Source organism: Brevundimonas sp. 357 (genome assembly GCF_003938605.1).
Classification (GTDB): domain Bacteria; phylum Pseudomonadota; class Alphaproteobacteria; order Caulobacterales; family Caulobacteraceae; genus Brevundimonas.
This window is the reverse complement of the sequence record NZ_RHWX01000006.1, coordinates 1-18,206: the sequence shown is the minus strand read 5'-3', so window position 1 is coordinate 18,206 and position 18,206 is coordinate 1. Positions and strand designations below refer to the sequence as shown.

Sequence of the window (18,206 nt, the reverse complement as noted above, 5' to 3'; positions counted from 1 at the left end):
CTCCTCGTGGGAGAAGGACGTCAGAGCGTCTTTTCGAGCACCACGAACTCCAGCTCGCGTGTGCGCGGCAGGCCGAAACGCTCGTCATCCACCGGGAAGGGCCGCGTCTCGCCGGTCAGGCCATAGCCGCGCCGCTCGTACCAGGCGATCAGCTCGGCGCGCTGACGGATGACCGTCATCTCCATCCGCGTGGCGGCGAAGCGGGCGGCGGCCTCGGCCTCGGCGGCGTCGATCAGCAAACGGCCCAGACCGCCTGCCTGACGCCCCGGATCGACGGTCAGCAGACCCAGATAGGACAGCCCCTGCCCCTGATCGGCCACCTGGACGCAGCCGGTCAGAACACCCTCGACTTCGGCCAGCAGAATCACCCGCGACGCATCGGTCAGGATATCGCGCAGCTCCGCCTCATCCGTGCGCTGGCCATCCAGAAGGTCGGCTTCATGGGTCCAGCCCGCCTTGGCGCTGTCGCCGCGATAGGCGCTCTCGATCAGGCGGTGCAGCGCCGGAACATCGTCCGGTGCCGCAGGGCGGAAGGTCGCTTCGCTCACTGGACGCCCAGCTCCCGGATCAGGTGATCCATGCTGTAGACGTCGCGCAGGGCCGTGGTCACGGCCTGGGTGGTGACGATGACGCTGCGGTTGACGTTGCGATCATAGCCGTAGGCGTTGCGCTGGGTCAGGACGGTGGAGTCGAAATTGGCGCCGATGATCTCGCCCTTGGCGTTGACGGCGGGCGAACCCGACGAGCCGCCGATGGTGTCGGATGAGACGGCCATATTCATCACCGCGTTGGGGTCGATGCGGTCCTTGGCCGCCAGCAGCTTGGGCGCGACGTTGAACGGTTCAGCGCCCGTGGCGCGATCCCACAGGCCCGCAAAAGTGGTGAAGGCGCCGATCCGCTGGCCCGGAACGTCCGTGCCCTCGACCCGGCCGTAGGTCAGGCGCAGGGTGCCGGTGGCGTCCGGATAAACCGCGTCGCCGAAGACGGCGAAGCGGGCGGCGGCCAGTTGCGCGGAGGCGCGGTCGGTCGGCGCCTTGACCTTGTTGTCCCACTCAGTGCGGACGGCGCGGGCGTCGGCGTCGATGGCCAGGACATACTGGATCAGCGGATCGGTCGAGGCCTGAACGGCGGGCAGGCCGCCTTCCCACAGGGCGCGGCGCACGGCGGGGTCGGCCAGCCTGGTGCCTTCGATCAGGCGCGCCGACAGAACTTCGGGGCTTTCCTTGCCCAGCAGGGTGCGGGCGTAGGGGCTGTCGACGGTCAGCCATTCGCGGGTCTTGGACAGCCACCACTCCAGACGGATCTGCTCCAACTCCGGATAGGTCGGGCGCTCGGCGAACAGGCTAGACTGCACGCCCGGCAAACGGCTGTCGGCGAACTCGGGCAGACGCTGGTCCGACGGCTTGGCGCGCTCCTGCGCCCCGCGCACGATGGCCCGCGCCCAGCTGAACAGCGGCGAGCCGCCCGCGACCGAGGTCGTGCCCATGCCCGTGCCGCCTTCCAGCAGGGCCATCGGGGCATAGAGCTCGCGCGCGATCGGTTGCACCTCGGCCAGGGCGGCCCAGGGATCGCCGACCTCAGCCGACAGGGCTTCATTCTCGGCGACGCGGCGATGGAAGACGGTCTCCTGACCGGCCAACTGGTCCATGAAGGCCGGGTCGATCAGGGCGGCCATGCGCCCGCGTCCGCGCTTGTAGGTGTTCTCCACGCCGACGATGGGATCCATGGCGATGAAGGCCTGTTCCTCGCCCTCTTCCGAATAGCGGATCAGACGGCCGCGCAGCTCCGACGCGATCAGCTGATCCAGCGGCAGCACCACGTCGCGAATGGTCATCAGCTGGGCCTGGGTCAGCAGGCGCTGGGTCGAGCCGGGGTTGCCGGTGACGAAGACGGGTTCGCCCTCGGTCGGCTTGTTCGGGTTCCAGGTGAAATGGGTCGGCGTCGCGGCGGGCTTGCCGTCTTCGTACAGGCGGATGAAGGCCGCATCGATGGCGAAGCGCGGGAAGGAGAAGTTGTCCAGGTCGCCGCCGAAGGTCGCGGCGCGGTCTTCCGGCGCCCAGGCCAGTCGCACGTCGGAGTATTTGCGGAACTTGTAGAGCTTGAACTGACCGCCGCGATACAGGCTGACGACCTGGCAGCGGATTTTGGGATCAGAGCCGCAGGCTTCGGTCTCGATACGGCCGGCCTCGGCCTCACGCGCCTGAGTATAGGCCTGGCCGTCCAGGCCCTCGCCGGCCTTCTGGACACGCGCGGTGACGTCGGTGATGTCGGTCAGGATCTCGGCCGAGCCGCCGGGGCATTTCAGCTCTTCCTCGCGGCTCTTCGGGGTGAAGCCGGTCTCAGCGTATTGCAGTTGCGGCGTGGACAGGTTGGCGACGCAGGTGGCGACGCAGTGGTTGTTGGTCATCACCAGCCCCTCGGCCGAGATGACGCCCGCCGAGCAACCGCCGAACTTCACCGACGACTGGCGAACGCGGTCCAGCCAGGCCTGGTCGATGCTCGTGCCCAGCGTCTGATTGGCGCGAGCGATGGGGAAGTTGTCATAGGTCCACATGCCCTCCTCCGCCTTGGCCGAAGACGCGGCGGCGAAGGCCAGGACAGCGGCCGAGGCGAAAAGCGAAAGGGTGTGAGCAGGGCGCATGAAATATCCTCGGCGTCGCCGCCTCGACCCTCGTCGAGGCCCAGGTTGCAGCTTCTGGAAACCAGAGCCGTCTTGCGGTCAGTCTGAACAGAACCTGGAGTGAAACCGCAACCCCTGACGAGCGCATTCACAGCGCGCGTTCGCGGGTCTAGATTCGGCGAATAACGAAACGGGACGGGATTGACGCCATGTCTGACGACTTCCCCCAAGGCGTGGTGCACGTCGCCGGAAAAGACATGCAGGCGCGGCTGTCCTCCGACGCCGACATCCTGGCCCTGTGGCGAGGCCTGACCCCGCTGGGCCGCAATGAGTTCATCTGCTGGGTCGAAGACGCCAAACAGGACGCCACCCGCCAGAAGCGGATCGAGCGTGCGGTCGAGGAACTGCGCGAAGGCAAGCGGCGGCCCTGCTGCTGGGCGGGATGCATCCACCGCACCGACAAGGCGCCCAGTCGCTGGCAGCAGGCGGTGCTCGTCGAGAAAAGCCGGGGCAAGCCGCAGTAGTCCTAAGCAGGTCAAGAAAAAGGGGCGCCCGAAGACGCCCCTCAAATCCCGGACCTGAATCCGACAGGCTTAGCGACGCACGCCCAGTTCACGCAGCAGGCGCGGCTGGTTGTAGACGGTGCGCAGGGCCTCGGTGACGGCGGCGGTCGAGACCGACACCGTGCGGTTCAGCTCGCCGTCGTAGCCGAACGAGCCGCCCAGGGAGTGGATGTTGCCGTCGAAGGCGGCGCCGATCACTTCACCCTTGGCGTTGATCACCGGCGAGCCCGAGTTGCCGCCGATGATGTCGTTGGTCGAGACGAAGTCGTAGACGACGTTCTTGTTGATCCGGTCCTGCGCCGCGACGAAACGCTCGGAGGCGTTGAAAGGCTCGGCGCCGGTGGCGCGCTCGTACAGGCCGCCCATGTGGGTGAAGGACGGCACGGTCACGCCGCGATAGGTCCAGCCCTTCACCTGACCGTAGGACAGGCGCAAGGAGAAGGTCGCGTCGGGGTAGAGATTGTCGCCATAGACGGCGAAGCGGGCCTGGGCGACCTTTTCGGCGGCGCGGGCGGTCGGAGCGTTGACGCCGGCGTCCCACTGGGTGCGGATCGCTTGCGCCGCATTGTCGTTGGCCAGGACGAAGGCGATCATCGGGTCGCCCGAGGCGGCCAGCTGCTCCGGCGTCATGGCCAGGGCCTGCGCGCGATAGGCCGGGTCGATCAGGCGGCTCTGCACCAGACGAGCGGCGATGACTTCCGGGCTTTCGGCGCCCAGCATGGTCTTCACGTCAGCGCTGTCGACCGTCAGATATTCGCGGGTCTTCAGCATCCAGTGCGACAGCTGGATCTCCTCGACGCCGACCGGGATCGGCGCCTCTGAGGCCAGACGGCGGCCCAGAGCGGCGATGTCGCTGTCGGCGTATCCGGCGCGGCGTTCGGCGACCGGCTTGGCGCGTTCCTTGGAGGCGCGGACGATGGCGCGAGCGTAAGAATAAAGGGTCGAGCCGCCGCCCGCATTCGCCTCAAGCTGGCGATAGGGCAGATAGAGGTCGCGAGCCGTGACCTGCACCTTCTCCAGATCGCCCCACGGGTCGCCGATGCGTTCGGCCACGGCCGGGTCGGCGGCGACGCGCTGACGCAGTTCAGCCTCTTCCTGGCGCTTCTTGCCCATGAAGGTCGGGTCCGTCAGGGCGCCCTGCTGGCCGTAATAAACCTTGAAGCTGTTCTCCAGGCCGAAGATGGGGTCCAGCGCGACGCGCTTCTCTTCCTCGCCGGTCGTCGAATATTCGACCAGACGGCCGCGCAGTTCGGCGCTCTGGATCAGGGTGATCGGGATCTGCTGGTCGCGCAGACGCTCCAACTGGCTGATGGTCAGAAGACGCGAGGTCGAGCCAGGGTTGCCCGCCACAAACGTGACTTCGCCGTCGACCGGGGCGTTGGGGTTCCACTTCAGATGGTTCGGCGAGGCGACCGGCTTGCCGTCCTCATAGGCGCGCAGGAAGGCGGCATCGAGGGCGTAGCGCGGGAAGTTGAAGTTGTCCGGGTCGCCGCCGAAGAAGGCCGCCTGGAACTCCGGCGCGAAAGCCAGACGCACGTCCTCATACTTGCGGAACTTGTAGAGGGCGTATTTGCCGCCGCGATAGAAGCTGATGACCTGGCAGGTCAGCTTGCGGTCGTCGCCGCACGCTTCCTTCTGGATCGCGTCGATCTCGGCCGAGCGGGCGGCGACGAAGGCCGCGCCTTCCAGGCCCGAGCCGGCGCCCAGGACGCGCTCGGTGACGTCAGTGATGTCGGTCAGGACTTCCGCCGTCTGGCCGGGGCAGGTCTTCTCTTCCTCGCGCGTGGCCGGCATCCAGCCGTTCTTAACGTAGTCGTTCTGGGCCGTGGACAGATCCTGGACGCAGGAGATGACGCAGTGGTGGTTGGTCAGGATCAGGCCTTCGCCCGACACGAACGAGGCCGAGCAGCCCTGCAGGCGCACAGCCGCATTGCGCACGCGATCCAGCCACGACTGGTCGATGCGCGTGCCGTATTTGTCGTTCACCGTCTGGATGGGGAAGTTGTCAAAGGTCCACATGCCCTCGTCAGCGCGCGCGGCCGACGCGGGAGCGTTGACCACCACGGCGGCCACGCCAAGGGCGGCCAGCGAGGCGGTGAAGGAAACGGTGCGGCGAAGCGACATTCAGGCTCTCCCGGAGCGCAGGGCCCAACGCCCCGCAATTGTTATCTTATAACTAGCGCCGTCGAAGGACGCGCCTCAAGCCCCCTTAATCCCGCAAGCCGTCCGGGGGAAGCCGAAGCCTTACCCCGATTTAACTTGGCCCCGGACCAGCGCGCGGTCAGATAACAGCGCAAGTCAGGGGAATAAGAACGCGTCATGTCGCTCGCGCTATCCACGCTGCTCTTCGAGTGGCGCCGCTATATGGCCGCCGTCATGGCGCTGGCCCTTTCGGGTCTGCTCGTGCTGGCCATGACCGGGGTTTTCATCGGCATCGGCAAGGGCTTCACCGCCGCCATCGAGCGCTCGAGCGCCGACATCTTCATCATGCAGCCGGGCGCCAAGGCGCTGTTCAGCGGCCCGATGGGCATGCCGCGCCGCTTCGTGCCCCTGGCCTACAACCATCCCGAGGTGGTCGAGGTGAAGACGCTCGACATGTCGGGCGGCAATTTCCAGAACATCAAGGATGTCGACCCGACGATGTCGGCGGCGGACCGCGCCAAGCAGGGCGCGCCCAAGCAGAAGAGCGTCCTGGTCAACATCATCGACACGGCGCCCGGCTCGGTCACCATCCCGCGCGACTATTCCGAGGAACTGGTCGAGGCCCTGCGTCAGCCCTTCACCGTGGCGGTGGACGAGACGGCGCTGACGCCGCTGGGCGTCAAGCTGGGCGACAAGGCCCTGTTCAACGGCCAGACCGTGACGGTGGTCGGGGTGCTGCGCGGCTATCCCAACATGATGCAGCCGACCATCGTCATGTCGCGCGACAGCCTGCGGATGCTGGGCCAGGCCTTCGAAGGCCCGCGCGTCGGCCCGCTGATGATCAAGGTCAAGGATCCGGCCCGCGCCGAGCATGTGGTGGCCCAGCTGAACGCCATGGGCAACGGCCAGTGGAAGGCCTGGACCCGTCAGCAACTGGCCGACGCCAACGCCGGCGCCATGTTCGAGGAAGGCATACTGGTCATCATCATCGGCGGCTGCGTCGTGCTGGGGATCATCATCGGCGTGGCCATCACCTGGCAGACCCTGCGCGGCGCCATCATGGCCAACATCAAGGAGTTCGCCTCCCTGCGCGCCCTGGGCGTCGGCATGGGCTCCCTGCGCCGCATCGTCATGGAGCTGAGTTTCTGGGTCGGCATGGTCGGGGTCGGCGCGGCCATCCTGTTGACCTGGCTGCTGTCGCTGTTCGCCCTGTCCAACGCCGTCATCATCTCCATGCCCCCGAGCCTGCTGCTCGTGGTCGGCGGCGGCCTGATCGGCATCTCCATGCTGTCAGGGTTCCTGTCGATGGGCATCCTCAAGAAGAGCCAACCTGCGGACCTGCTGCGATGAACGACCTGTCACTCGGACACACCAAGGTCCACGGCAAGCACGGCGAGTTCGCCCTGGAGGCCAAGGGACTGACCAAGCGGTTCAAGTCCGGCCGCTCCTTCGTCGAGGTGCTGAAGGGCGTGAATTTCGACGCCCGCCACGGCGACCTGACCATGGTCATGGGGCCGTCGGGTTCGGGCAAGTCGACGCTGATCGCCGCCCTGTCCGGTCTGCTGCGGCCCGAGGAAGGGCGCGTCGACGCCCTGGACGTGGACGACCTGTGGAAGCTGTCGGCCGGTCGGATCGACAAATTCCGCCTGGATCACTGCGGCTTCATCTTCCAGGGCTTCAACCTGTTTCCGGCGCTGACCGCCCTGCAGCAGGTGACGACGGTGCTCAAATATCAGGGCCTGTCGCCGGATAGGGCCAGGAAGCGCGCGACCCTGGCGCTGGAGGAGGTCGGCCTCGGCCATCGCCTGCATCAGCGCCCGGCGGCCCTGTCCGGCGGCGAGAAGCAGCGCGTCGCCATCGCCCGCGCCCTGGCCAAGGATCCGCAGATCCTGTTCGCCGACGAACCGACCTCGGCTCTGGACGGCGAGAACGGCCAGATCGTGATCCGCCTGCTGCGACGAGCGGCGACCGAGCACGGCGCCGCCGTCATCTGCGTGACCCACGACCCGCGCCTGGAAGCCTGGGCCGACCGGGTCATCCACATCGAAGACGGCGTGATTACCGACGATCAGCGCCGCACCCCCAATCCCGAAGCCGTCCTGGCCTCGCACTGACCCCGATCCTCTGAGGACTCACATGCCCGCATTTCTGAAAAACAAATGGCTCTGGATCGGCCTGGCGCTGCTGATCGTGCTGATCGTCGGCTTCAGCATGATGCAGAAGGCCGGCGCCGCGAAGAAGGCCGAGCTGGCGCAGGCCGCCGAGAAGAAGGTCGAAAGCCCCTACTCCGCCATCGCTAACGGCAAGATCGACATTGAGGGCGGCATCATCCAGATCGCAGCCCGCCGCGGCGGCGTGGTGCGCGAGGTTCTGGTGCAGGAAGGCGACCTGGTGAAGGCCGGTCAGATCCTGGCCCGTCAGGAAGACGACGAGCCGCGCCTGGCGCTGCAGACCGCCTCGGCCACCCTGGGCGAAGCCGAAAGCCAGCTGCGCCTGATCAACGTCGACATCGCCACGGCCCAGCGCGAGTATGACCGCCTGCAGAAGCTGGTCGCCACCAACTTCGTCGCCGCCCAGCGTCTGGACCAGGCCCGCGACGCCATCGCCCAGGCCCAGGCCCGCCTCGGTTCGCAGCAGTCGGCGGTGCAGAGCGCCCGCGCCCGTCGCGACGAAGCCGCCTACAACGTCGAGATGACGGTCATCCGCGCCCCCGCCGACGGCCGCATCGTACGTCGCTACGCCAACCCCGGCGCCGGCGCCTCGACCCTGAACGTGTCGAACATGTTCGACCTGGAGCCGGCCGCCCCGCGCATCGCCCGCGCCGAGATCGTCGAGGCCGACATCCCCAACGTCGCCGTCGATCAGGCCGTCGAGATCACCCCCGAAGGCGACCCGTCCAAGGTCTATGTCGGCAAGGTGCTGCGCCGCGCCGCCGTCTTCGGCGCCCGCAAGCTGGCTTCGGACGATCCTTCGCAACGCACCGACGAGCGCGTGGTCGAGGTGGTGGTCGCCGTCGACGAAGCTCCGCTGCTGATCGGTCAGCGCGTCCTGGTGAAGTTCATGAAGCCGGGCGAAACGGCCGGCGCCAAGCGCGAGACCGCCTCGACCGGCGTGCCCGCTGCCCGCGCCATGAAGACGCCGGCGCGCACCTAAGACCGGCGCACGCCGCATAAGGAAAGGGGCCTCGCAAGAGGCCCCTTTTTTTGTTTCCGCCTACTCTCTCGCTCATCCCGGCGTCCGCTCGGGTGAACGGGGATTCAGCGCCCTGTAAACTCGCCACTCCGCTTTTCCAGCACCGCCGTCACGCCCTCGATGTGGTCGTCGGTCAGGTGAGCCAGGGCCTGCATGGCGGCGGACAGCTCCAGCATCTGGTCGAAATTCATGTCGCGGCCCTGGCATAACAGGGTCTTGGCCATGCGCAGGGCCTGGGGCGGCTGGGCGGCGATCTGACCGGCCGTCTCCATCGCCTGGTCCATCAGGGTCTCATGCGGGACCACGCGATTGACCAGACCCCATTGCTCGGCCGTGGCGGCGTCGATCGAGCGGGCGGTGAACAACAGTTCGGCGGCGCGGTTGTAGCCGATGTTCCGGGGCAGCAGCCACGAGCCGCCGTCGCCGGGGATGATGCCCAGCTTCATGAAGGGCACGCCGAAGCTGGCGCGGTCCGAGGCGATGCGGATGTCGCCCAGCCCGGCGATATCGCAGCCCAGCCCCATGGCCGGGCCGTTGACGGCGCTGACCAGCGGAACCTCCAGGCCGTAGAGGGCGCGCACGATGCGATGGACGACACGGCGATAGCGTTCGCGGATGGCGGCGCCCGAGCCCTCGAACAGATCGCGGCGGTCCTTCATCGCCTTCAGGTCGCCGCCCGCCGAAAAGGCGCGCCCGGCCCCCGTCATCACCACGCAGCGGATCGAAGGGTCGGCGTTGACGGCGTCGCAGGCGGCGGCGAAGGCCTCGCCGTCCTCAAGGTCCGGCAGGGCGTTCAGACGGTCGGGCCGATCCAGGGTCCAGACCATGACCGCGCCTTTGCGCTGTTGGACGATCAGACTCATGGCGGGCTTCCTCTTGATGAACTGTTTAATGGCGACGTCGCTTAAACCTGCGTCATCCTCGCCCCTGTGGCGAGGATCCAGACATTCGACGTGAGCCTGGGTTAAGCTGATCGCTCAGAATTGTTTTCGGCGGAGCGTCTGGATCCTCGGGACAAGCCCGAGGATGACGGATGGGATGAACAAGGCGCGTGAGAGTGTCAGGGCGCAGCGCGACGGCAAGGGCGGAATTGAAAAACCCCGGTCGTTCTGACCGGGGCTTCTTGCTGGATCATCCAGTCTCGCGACTACGCGCGCGGCCGTTTGATCGTTATGGGCACGAAGTTGGACGGATGGCTGACCACGCGGTCGCCTGCGCCGTTCATCTGCTTCGTGTTCACCAGCATCCCGCCGAATAGGGCGAAGGACAGCATGGCGTGCTGGAGATTGCGCTCTTTGTTTTCGTTCATTTTTGGCGTCTCCTTTCGCTGAACGATGAAAGAAGACACGTCGTGCTTACTGGGACTCTCACCCTGTCAGTCGTTTCGCGTCGATGATGAAGATAGCGAAGCTGTGGAAAAAGTCAAGAATTATAGTCCGTTCTCGGACTCATTGTAGCGATAGCGTCACGAATCATGACCGAAGCCCCCGTCCCTCGCCCGCCGCGCCCCGTCGCCAGCCCATGCGTCATGGTCTGCACCGTCGACGGCGCCTCGGGCCTGTGCCTGGGCTGTTTCCGCACGCTTCAGGAGATCGCGACCTGGAGCCGGATGACGGACGAGGCCCGCGCCGCCGTCATGACCGACCTGCCGGGCCGCAAGGGGCGGATCGATCCTCGCCTGCTGGGCGAATGAAGACCCTGGGTCGTCAACCTTTCGTTCGCCACGTCGCTTCACCGCATGGGAAGACCAAGGCGGCATAGTCCGCTTCATGATCCGCTTTGACCCGCGCTCCGCCGTCGTTTTCGCCGCCGCCCTGGCGTCGGCCTCGGCGTGCGCCGGCGCCCTGATGTGGTGGGAAGGCCCGGCCCAGGCCTACGCCGCCGTGGCCATGAACGAGGCGCCGTCGGTGACGCGCGCCGCCGACGGCCACTATTGGGCCGACGCGACCGTCGAGGGGCGCCCGATGCGGATGCTGGTCGACACCGGCGCCAGCGTGGTGACGCTGAGCCGCGCCGACGCCGAACGGCTGGGCGTGCGGCTGAAACCGCACGACTTCAACCAGACGCTGAACACCGCCTCGGGCCAGGTGCCCGCCGCGCGGGTGCTGCTGACCTCCCTCTCGGTGGCGGGGGTCGAGATGACCTCGGTCGAGGCCCTGGTCGTCGATCGCGACATGCCTGCGGCCCTGCTGGGCATGAGCTTCCTCGGCCGCCTGTCGGCCTTCGAGGCGCGACCCGACGGCCTGATCCTGAGGGGCTGAACGCGCTCAGCCGCGCCGACCGAAGGGCACGACCTTGTTGTCCCGGTCATGGCCGATGTCGGCGTCGCCCAGATAGGGAATGCCGGAGCGCACGCACCAGTAGCGCACGATCTCCTCCGCCGTCAGGCCGAAGTCGGGATCATTCGCCGTCACGTCCGACACCCGGCCCAGACGGATGCCCGCGACCCGGCGGATCGATGCCTGACCGGTCAGGTGGAACATCATCCGATCGACGCGATAGAGGGCCTCGGACACCTCTTCCAGCATCAGGACGTGGCCGGTCAGGTCCGGCTCGATCGCCGTGCCGACCAGTTCATTGAGGATGGTCAGGTTGAAGCCGACCGCGGGCCGAGGATCGGTCAGCAGGGACGGCTCCAGCGACGCCGCGTCGCCGCTCCGCAGCCAGTTCACCGCCCGCAGGCCCGTGGCGTCATGGCGCGATCCGTCCGAAGCCATCGGCCCGTGCGCGACATGGGGGAAGCCCGCGCGATACAGCGCCGCCAGCAGGCTGCCCGCGTCGGAATAGCCGAGGTAACGCTTGGCGTAGGCGGGGGCGGTCAACTCGGGGATCACCGCCTCGGCGATGCGGCAGGCGCCGTAACCGCCGCGCGCGAACCAGACGGCGTCGATATCGGGGTCGTTGGCGGTCTCTACGAAGGCGCGGGCGCGGGTGGCGTCGTCGCCGCCGAAATGGCCGTGCGCCTCGAACAGGGCCGGATGCAGCACCAGTTCGACCTCGCCGTTCGGCCAGGTCGCCGCCGCCCAGGCCCGGATCGCCTCGCCCCGCGCGGGGTCCAGGCGGGAGCTGGCGTTGACGACGCCGATTCGGAACGGTCTGGTCTGCATGGACGGGGTGGCCTCGGGCGCCTCACGTGCTAGTCAGGCCGCCGGACATTCCCCGGTTTCCAGCCCTGAAATCAAGCCGATGAACAAAGACTATTTCTTCTGCGGCGTCGGCGGCTCCGGCATGCTGCCCCTGGCGATGATCGTTCAGGCGCAAGGCAACCGCATCGCGGGCTCCGATCGCGCCCTGGATCAGGGCCGCACGCCGGACAAGTTCGACTGGCTGCGCGCCCACGGCGTGACTCTGCACCCGCAGGACGGATCGGGCGTGGTCAGCGCGGATCAGATCGTCGTCGCCACCGGCGCCGTCGAGGACACGGTGCCCGACATCGGCGCGGCCAAGCGCGTCGGCGCACTCATCAAGACCCGGCCTCAGTTGCTGAGCGAACTGTTCAACGCGGCTCCGACTTCGATCGGCGTGGCGGGCACCAGCGGCAAATCCACCATCACCGGCATGGTCGCCTGGATCCTGGATCAGGCGGGCCGCGCGCCGACCGTGGTCAACGGCGCCGTGATGAAGAACTTCGCCGACGCAGACCACCCGTTCGCCAGCGCCCTGATCGGCGGCCCTGATCTGTTCGTCGCTGAAGTGGACGAGAGCGACGGCTCCATCGCCCGCTATGACCCGACGGTGGCGGTCGTCTCCAACATCTCGCTGGACCACAAGTCGATGGAGGAGTTGCGCGATCTGTTCGGCGGCTTCGTCGGTCGGGCGACGACGGCGGTGCTGAACCTCGACAACCCCGAGACGGCGGCGCTGGCGCAAACGCTTGAGACAAGCAAGGCGATCACCTTCGCCCTGGGCGAGGAAGAGGCCGATCTGTCGGCGCACGACCTGCACCCGCTGCCCACCGGAATGACGTTCGAACTGCGCGCGCGCGGCGAAGCGGCGCGGGCCGCGCGGCTGAACGTGCCGGGCGCGCACAATGTCGCCAACGCTTTGGCGGCGCTGGGCGCGGTCAAGGCGCTGGGCGTCGGCATGGATCAGGCGGTCGCGGCGCTGGAGACCTTCAGCGGCATCCGGCGGCGGCTGGAAGTGGTGGGCGCGCGAAACGGCGTCACCGTCATCGACGACTTCGCCCACAACCCGGACAAGATCGCCGCCACCCTGAAGACCCTGCACGCCTTCGACGGGCGGTTGCTGATCCTGTTCCAGCCGCACGGCTTCGGCCCGCTGAAGCTGATGCAGCGCGAGTTCATCGAAGGCTTTGCCGGTCTGATGCGCCGTGACGACGTGCTGCTGATGCCCGAGCCGGTCTATTACGGCGGCACCACCGACCGCAGCGTCGGCAGCGAGGACATCGCGGCGGGCGTCCGCGCGGCGGGTCGTCAGGCGCAGGCGCTGGCGACGCGCGCCGACTGCGGCGACCGCATCGTCGAGATCGCCCAGCCCGGCGACCGGATCGTGGTCATGGGCGCGCGCGACGACAGCCTGTCGACCTTCGCGGCCGAACTGCTGGCGCGCCTCTGATCATCCGCTCTCGGATCATCTGTCAGATTAACCTTGCAAAACATTCACTTCCGGCAAATCGCCTGTTAAGCGCCCTGGCCTAACCCTGCTCTCGCAAGATGCAGGAGACGGCTGGAAATGGCCAGGATCGGAGACTTCATGGACGCCTCGGCGCCCATGGCGCCGGACGCGCCGGGGGCCGACGCCCTGGCCCGTTTCGAGGCCGAGCCCGAGACCCTGGTCATCGCCGTGGCCGACGCCGACGGGCGGCCCGCCGGCCTGATCGAGCGCAACGCCTTCACCCTGAAGCTGGCCGCCGAGTTCGGCCGCGCCCTCTACGCCCGGCGCCCGGTCTCTGCGCTGATGGACCCGGCGCCCATGATCGTCGAGGCCGACGCCTCCGCCGACGTCCTGTTCGCCTCGATGGACACGGCGGGGCTGGGCGCCTTGCTGAAAGGGTTCATCGTCGTCTCACGCGGCCGCTATGTCGGGGTCGGCGCCGGGCTGCACGTGCTTCAGGCCGGGGTGGAGATTCACAAGCGCCGCGCCGAGGCCATGGCCGAGCTGGCCCAGAACCTGGTCCGCGCCGAGGCCGAGGCCCGCGCCTCCAGCCGGGCCAAATCCGAATTCCTGGCCGTCATGAGCCATGAGATCCGCACGCCCCTGAACGGCGTGCTGGGGGTGGCCGCCCTGATGGAGCGCCAACTGACGCAGGAGGATCTGCGCCCCCATGTCCGCACCATACTGGACTCCGGAAACAGCCTGCTGCGCCTGCTGACCGATGCGCTGGACATGTCCCGCGCCGAAGCCGGGATGCTGACGCTGGAGCCCGCCCCGCTGGACCTGCAGACGGTGACGGCGGACCTGTCGGCCCTGTGGAGCCCCCGCGCCGAAGAGAAGGCGCTGGACCTGCGCGTCCACGGCGATCTGCGCGCCGCGCGCTGGATCCTCGGCGACGAAATGCGGCTGAAGCAGCTGCTCAACAATCTGATCGGCAACGCCCTGAAGTTCACGGAAGGCGGCGCCGTCGAGGTGCGCGTGAACACGGCGCTGGAGGACGGACAGGTGTGTCTGTCGGCCACGGTCGACGACAGCGGCCCCGGCGTCAGCGAAGACGCCGCGCGCGCCATCTTCGAGCCGTTCAACACCGGCGAGGCGGGCCGCCAGGGCGCCGGCGCGGGGCTGGGCCTGGCCATCTGTCGCCAGATCATCGACCGCATGGAGGGGCGTCTGAGCGTCGAGCGCTCGCCCCTGGGCGGGGCCCGCTTCCGCTTCGACCTGCGCCTGCCGCTGGCCGAGGCCGACGGACGGCGCGAAGACGGCGCCGTCGCCGACCCAACCGCCCACGCGACCCTGCATGTGCTGGTGGTGGACGACAACGCCGCCAACCGCTTCGTGGCGGGCAAGGTGCTGGAGTTGTTCGGCTGCACCCATGAAACGGCCGAGAACGGCCGGCAAGCGGTGGAGCGCGCGGCTGCTGCGCCGTTCGACCTGATCCTGATGGATGTGAAGATGCCGGTGATGGACGGGGTGGCGGCGACGCGGGCGATCCGCGCCCTGCCTGGCCCGGTCGCAACCCTGCCCATTCTGGCCCTGACCGCCAACGCCGATCCGCGCGACGAGGCGAACTATCTGGCGGCGGGCATGGACGGCGTGGCCCAGAAACCGATCCAGCCCGAGGCCCTGCTGAACGCCGTCCGCCTAGTCCTGTCGCGCAGCGAGGCGGCGCAGGCGGCCTGAGCGCGCCGAGGCGTCACACCTCGGACCAGCGCCGCAGGAGGTTGTGATAGACGCCGGTCAGTTCGATCACGGCCGCATCCTTCGGCCCCTTGTCCAGATTCACCCGCTGGATCGCCACGTCGAGGCGGAACAGATTCTCGCGGTCGGCGTCGTCGCGGATCAGGCTCTGCAGCCACATGAAGCTGGAGACGCGCGCGCCGCGCGTCACGGGCGTCACCCGGTGCAGGCTCTTGGACGGATAGAGGACCAGATCGCCCGCCGGCAGCTTGACCGACTGGGCGCCGTACATCTCCTCGATGATCAGTTCGCCGCCGTCATAGTCCTCGGGTTCGGACAGGAAGAGGGTGGCCGACAGGTCGCTGCGGATGCGATGGCCGTCGCGTTGGCGGATGGCGTTGTCGACGTGGGTGCCGAACTCGCCGCCGCCCTCATAGCGATTGAACAGGGGCGGAAAGATCGTGTGCGGCAAGGCGGCCGAGACGAACATCGGATTGGCGTTCAGGGCCTGGACCACCAGCGCCGACACCTCGCGCGCCTGGGCGCTGTCCTCGGGCAGTTGCTGATTGCGCTTGGCCGTCGCCGACTGATGGCCCGAGGTCATGTTGCCGTCGGCCCAGGGCCCGGCTTCCAGCGTCTGGCGCAGGGCTTTCACCTCGGCCTTGGTGAAGACTTCGGGGATATGCAGCAGCATGGCTCTCTCACCGTCTGGAAACGCATCGGCCCCGCCGCTCGAACGAACGACGGGGCCGACATGATGGCGCGAAACGCGGCCTCTTAGTAGCGGACGTTCAGCGTCAGGATCGCCTGGCGCGCCGGGGCCACATCGGCGTGGTGCACGCCGTTGGTGCGGATGATGTACTCCTCATCCCCGGCGTTCTGGACGTTCAGCTGCACCGAGGCGCGGTCGCTGATGTCGTAGGAGGCGAACAGGTCGACGCGGGTGTATTCCGGCGCATAGACGCGGTTGGCGCCGCCGCCGGCCCCGCCCTGGTTTCCGCCCCAGGACTTGGAGACGTAATAGACGCCGCCGCCCAGGCTCAGCTTCGGCAGGACGCGGTAGGTGGTGAACAGACTGGCGCTGTGCTCTGGCGTATTGGCCAGTTGCGCGCCCTTGTTGACCGCGCCGTTGACCAGTTCGGAATCCATCCAAGTGTAGCCGCCGAAGACCTGCCACTTGTCGGTGACGTTGCCCGACACGCCCAGTTCCAGGCCCTGGACCTTAGCTTCGCCGACCTGCTCATAGTCGGAGCCGGAGATCAGGATGGCCGCGTTCTTGCGCGTCAGGTGGAACAGGGCGCCGCTGAGCGCCAGGCGGTCGCCGAACAGATTGGCCTTGGCGCCGATCTCGAAGTTTTCGGTCTCTTCCGGGTCCAGCACGACATTGGCCAGATCGCCCGATCCCGTCCCCGTGCCGCCGTTCTGATCCCCGGCTGAAATGGTGGGCGGCGTCGAGGCCGTGGAATAGGAGGCGTAGATGCTGCTGTTCGCCGTCGGCTTGTAAACCAGGCCGACCTGATAGTTGACGAAGTCCCAGCCGCTGCTGACCGGCTTGTAGACCGGCGCCGAAACCGTGCCCGAGGCGTTGACCGCGTCGACCGAGTAGTCGTCCCAGCGCAGGCCCAGGTTCACGATCAGCTTGTCGCTGAGGTGAATGGCGTCGAAGGCGTAGACCCCCACGGAATCCGTGTCGGTCGTGCTGACTAGACCGCGCGTGATCGTGCCCGTCCACGGGTCGTTCGGGTTCGGCGCATAGACCTGGGTGCAGTCCAGCCCCGTCAGCGGCGCCGGGCAGGCCGCGCCGGTCAGGGTCGTGACCGTATAGGAGGCGTTGCGGTTCTTCTCGCGCGACAGCTCCAGACCGACGTCGAAGTCATGCTTGATCGAACCGGTCAGGAAGGAGCCGTGCAGGTCGGTGACGTTGGCCAGGGTCTCGGCCGGGTTCCAGCGCGACTTCAGGCCCCGCTTCATCCACCAGACGCCGTTGATCTGCTGGGCCGCGCCGCCGTCGCCGGGGTTGGTGACGACATAGTCGTTCAGCGTCTGCGAGTAGCGGGTGACGTTGCGCAGGGCCAGGGTGTCGCTGAAGCGATGCTCGACCTCCAGCGTCAGGCTGTCGACCGTATTGTTCAGATAGTCGCGCGCCTTCAGGCCGTAGAAGCTGTCATAGGGCACGTCCAGGATGCCCGAGGCGTCCGGACGCGGCGCGTTCGCCCCACCCAGCTTGGTGTAGAGCGGGACGCCGTAGTCGGGCGTCTGATTGCTGTCGAGATGGTAGTAGCTGGCCGTCAGCGTCGTCGGCGTGCCCAGACCCACGGCGACCGCAGCCCCGACGCCCCACTTGTCGAAATCGACGCCGTTGCGACCCGGCACGTCGCCCTGCGAAGCCATGACGTTCAGGCGCATGGCGGCGGTCGGCCCGACCTGCCAGTTGGCGTCCACCGTGCCGCGCAGATAGTCGTCCGTGCCGACGCCGGCCGAGCCGTGGACGAAGTTGGTCAGACGCGGCGACTTGGAGCCCAGATTGATGCTGCCGCCGCCCGACCCCCGGCCCGAGTAAACGGAATCGGCGCCCTTGATGACCTCGACCTGCTCCAGGTTGAAGACCTCGCGCTGCTGGCCGCCGGTGTCGCGGATGCCGTCGACGAAGATGTTGTTGCCCGAGGCCTGACCGCGGATGAAGGGCCGGTCGGCCAGGGGCTGCCCGCCCTCGCCCGCGCCGAAGGTGATGCCCGGCGAGGTGCGCAGGATGTCCTGCAAGGAGGTGGCGGCCGTCTGTTCGATGATCTGCTGCGGGATCACCGTCACGGTGCGCGGCGTATCGACCAGAGGCGTGACGAACTGCGGCTCCTTCGGCTCGCGTTTCACGCGATGGCCGTGCACGTCCACCGTGCCCAGGTTGGTGGCGTCCTGGCTGATCACCCCATCGGCGGGCGCGGCCTGGTCAGCCGCCGCGATCGCGGGCGCGGCGCACAGCATGCCGGCGGCGCTGGACGCGAACAGGAGCGCCTTGAGGGCGGCGGAGCGAGTGTCGGACATGGGGAGGAACCGGTCAATGAATGAGACCGGCTCGCATTAGCACCATTTCAGGGTGCGACAATCTGACTCCTGCGATTAAATCGCACTTGCGAAACAGGTGTCACACGCAGGTCACACCTGGGGCTTGGCGACCGCCTTGATCGACACTGTCGGGTCGGCCAGCAGGGCGTCGTCCACCGCTGCCGCCTTCCCGATCAGCAAACGCCCGCCCATGAAGTCGGCGGGGGCGTTGACCGCCTCCACCGCCACGATCCTGTCGCCGCTCAGATGGAAGACGGAGAAGAAGACGGAGAAGGCGCCGCCGGCCGGATCGCCGCGCACCAGCTGGCGGTCGGCGTCGAAAGGCACCCCGGCGATCT

Annotated in this window: 17 protein-coding genes; 8 read left to right on the top strand and 9 right to left on the bottom strand. The window is 67.7% G+C overall.

Annotated features, from left to right (window positions below):
- Positions 1–20: 20 nt before the first annotated feature.
- Entirely contained in the window at positions 21–548 is a 528-nt protein-coding gene (locus EGK63_RS06680) for a GNAT family N-acetyltransferase (RefSeq protein ID WP_125900510.1), read from the bottom strand.
- Positions 545–2,641, bottom strand: coding sequence for a S46 family peptidase (locus EGK63_RS06675; protein WP_125900509.1), 2,097 nt, complete (start codon positions 2,639–2,641; stop codon positions 545–547). The genes EGK63_RS06680 and EGK63_RS06675 overlap by 4 nt, the downstream gene beginning before the upstream one ends.
- A 188-nt stretch (positions 2,642–2,829) precedes the next feature.
- Between EGK63_RS06675 and EGK63_RS06670 the strand changes: the two genes are divergently transcribed.
- Positions 2,830–3,144: a YdeI/OmpD-associated family protein gene (locus EGK63_RS06670; protein ID WP_125900508.1), complete on the top strand. Its 315-nt coding sequence runs from the start codon at positions 2,830–2,832 to the stop codon at positions 3,142–3,144.
- Between the two features lie 69 nt (positions 3,145–3,213).
- Here the strand turns inward: EGK63_RS06670 and EGK63_RS06665 are convergent, their stop codons facing one another.
- Entirely contained in the window at positions 3,214–5,307 is a 2,094-nt protein-coding gene (locus EGK63_RS06665) for a S46 family peptidase (RefSeq protein ID WP_125900507.1), read from the bottom strand.
- A gap of 195 nt (positions 5,308–5,502) precedes the next feature.
- Between EGK63_RS06665 and EGK63_RS06660 the strand changes: the two genes are divergently transcribed.
- Genes EGK63_RS06660 through EGK63_RS06650 form a run of 3 tightly spaced genes read left to right on the top strand, consistent with a single transcriptional unit; the run spans position 5,503 to position 8,478 of the window.
- On the top strand, positions 5,503–6,675 hold the full coding sequence (locus tag EGK63_RS06660; RefSeq protein WP_125900506.1) for an ABC transporter permease: 1,173 nt from the start codon (positions 5,503–5,505) through the stop codon (positions 6,673–6,675).
- The gene (locus tag EGK63_RS06655) at positions 6,672–7,439 is read left to right on the top strand and encodes an ABC transporter ATP-binding protein (RefSeq protein WP_125900505.1); all 768 of its coding nucleotides are present in this window, start codon (positions 6,672–6,674) and stop codon (positions 7,437–7,439) included. Before EGK63_RS06660 ends, EGK63_RS06655 begins: the two co-directional genes overlap by 4 nt.
- 22 nt (positions 7,440–7,461) lie before the next feature.
- The gene (locus tag EGK63_RS06650; RefSeq protein WP_125900504.1) at positions 7,462–8,478 is read left to right on the top strand and encodes an HlyD family secretion protein; all 1,017 of its coding nucleotides are present in this window, start codon (positions 7,462–7,464) and stop codon (positions 8,476–8,478) included.
- A gap of 104 nt (positions 8,479–8,582) precedes the next feature.
- Here EGK63_RS06650 and EGK63_RS06645 read toward each other — a convergent pair whose 3' ends face one another.
- The gene (locus EGK63_RS06645; protein WP_125900503.1) at positions 8,583–9,380 is read right to left on the bottom strand and encodes a crotonase/enoyl-CoA hydratase family protein; all 798 of its coding nucleotides are present in this window, start codon (positions 9,378–9,380) and stop codon (positions 8,583–8,585) included.
- A 284-nt stretch (positions 9,381–9,664) separates the two neighbouring features.
- The gene (locus EGK63_RS16465) at positions 9,665–9,826 is read right to left on the bottom strand and encodes a hypothetical protein (protein ID WP_162938831.1); all 162 of its coding nucleotides are present in this window, start codon (positions 9,824–9,826) and stop codon (positions 9,665–9,667) included.
- 165 nt (positions 9,827–9,991) lie between these two features.
- Here EGK63_RS16465 and EGK63_RS06640 point away from each other — a divergent pair, with 165 nt between their 5' ends.
- Both EGK63_RS06640 and EGK63_RS06635 read left to right on the top strand, forming a co-directional pair.
- Entirely contained in the window at positions 9,992–10,210 is a 219-nt protein-coding gene (locus EGK63_RS06640) for a DUF1289 domain-containing protein (RefSeq protein ID WP_125900502.1), read from the top strand.
- 76 nt (positions 10,211–10,286) lie between these two features.
- Positions 10,287–10,778, top strand: coding sequence for a TIGR02281 family clan AA aspartic protease (locus EGK63_RS06635; RefSeq protein ID WP_125900501.1), 492 nt, complete (start codon positions 10,287–10,289; stop codon positions 10,776–10,778).
- Between the two features lie 6 nt (positions 10,779–10,784).
- On the opposite strand, the gene EGK63_RS06630 is transcribed toward EGK63_RS06635, so the two are convergent.
- Positions 10,785–11,624 carry an LD-carboxypeptidase gene (locus tag EGK63_RS06630; RefSeq protein WP_125900500.1) on the bottom strand — a complete coding sequence of 280 codons (840 nt, stop codon included), beginning with the start codon at positions 11,622–11,624 and terminating at the stop codon, positions 10,785–10,787.
- A 79-nt stretch (positions 11,625–11,703) separates the two neighbouring features.
- On the opposite strand from EGK63_RS06630, the gene murC reads away from it, so the two are divergent.
- Entirely contained in the window at positions 11,704–13,092 is a 1,389-nt protein-coding gene (gene murC / locus EGK63_RS06625) for a UDP-N-acetylmuramate--L-alanine ligase (RefSeq protein WP_125900499.1), read from the top strand.
- Between the two features lie 117 nt (positions 13,093–13,209).
- A complete protein-coding gene (locus EGK63_RS06620) occupies positions 13,210–14,811 on the top strand; it encodes an ATP-binding protein (RefSeq protein ID WP_125900498.1) in 1,602 nt (533 codons plus the stop codon).
- Between the two features lie 13 nt (positions 14,812–14,824).
- On the opposite strand, the gene EGK63_RS06615 is transcribed toward EGK63_RS06620, so the two are convergent.
- The 3 genes from EGK63_RS06615 to EGK63_RS06605 form a co-directional block, all read right to left on the bottom strand.
- The gene (locus EGK63_RS06615; protein ID WP_125900497.1) at positions 14,825–15,502 is read right to left on the bottom strand and encodes a Fe2+-dependent dioxygenase; all 678 of its coding nucleotides are present in this window, start codon (positions 15,500–15,502) and stop codon (positions 14,825–14,827) included.
- An 83-nt stretch (positions 15,503–15,585) separates the two neighbouring features.
- Entirely contained in the window at positions 15,586–17,847 is a 2,262-nt protein-coding gene (locus EGK63_RS06610; RefSeq protein ID WP_125900496.1) for a TonB-dependent siderophore receptor, read from the bottom strand.
- A gap of 111 nt (positions 17,848–17,958) precedes the next feature.
- Positions 17,959–18,206: oxidoreductase C-terminal domain-containing protein (locus EGK63_RS06605; protein ID WP_305764429.1), on the bottom strand; the 248-nt coding region annotated here is incomplete at its 5' end.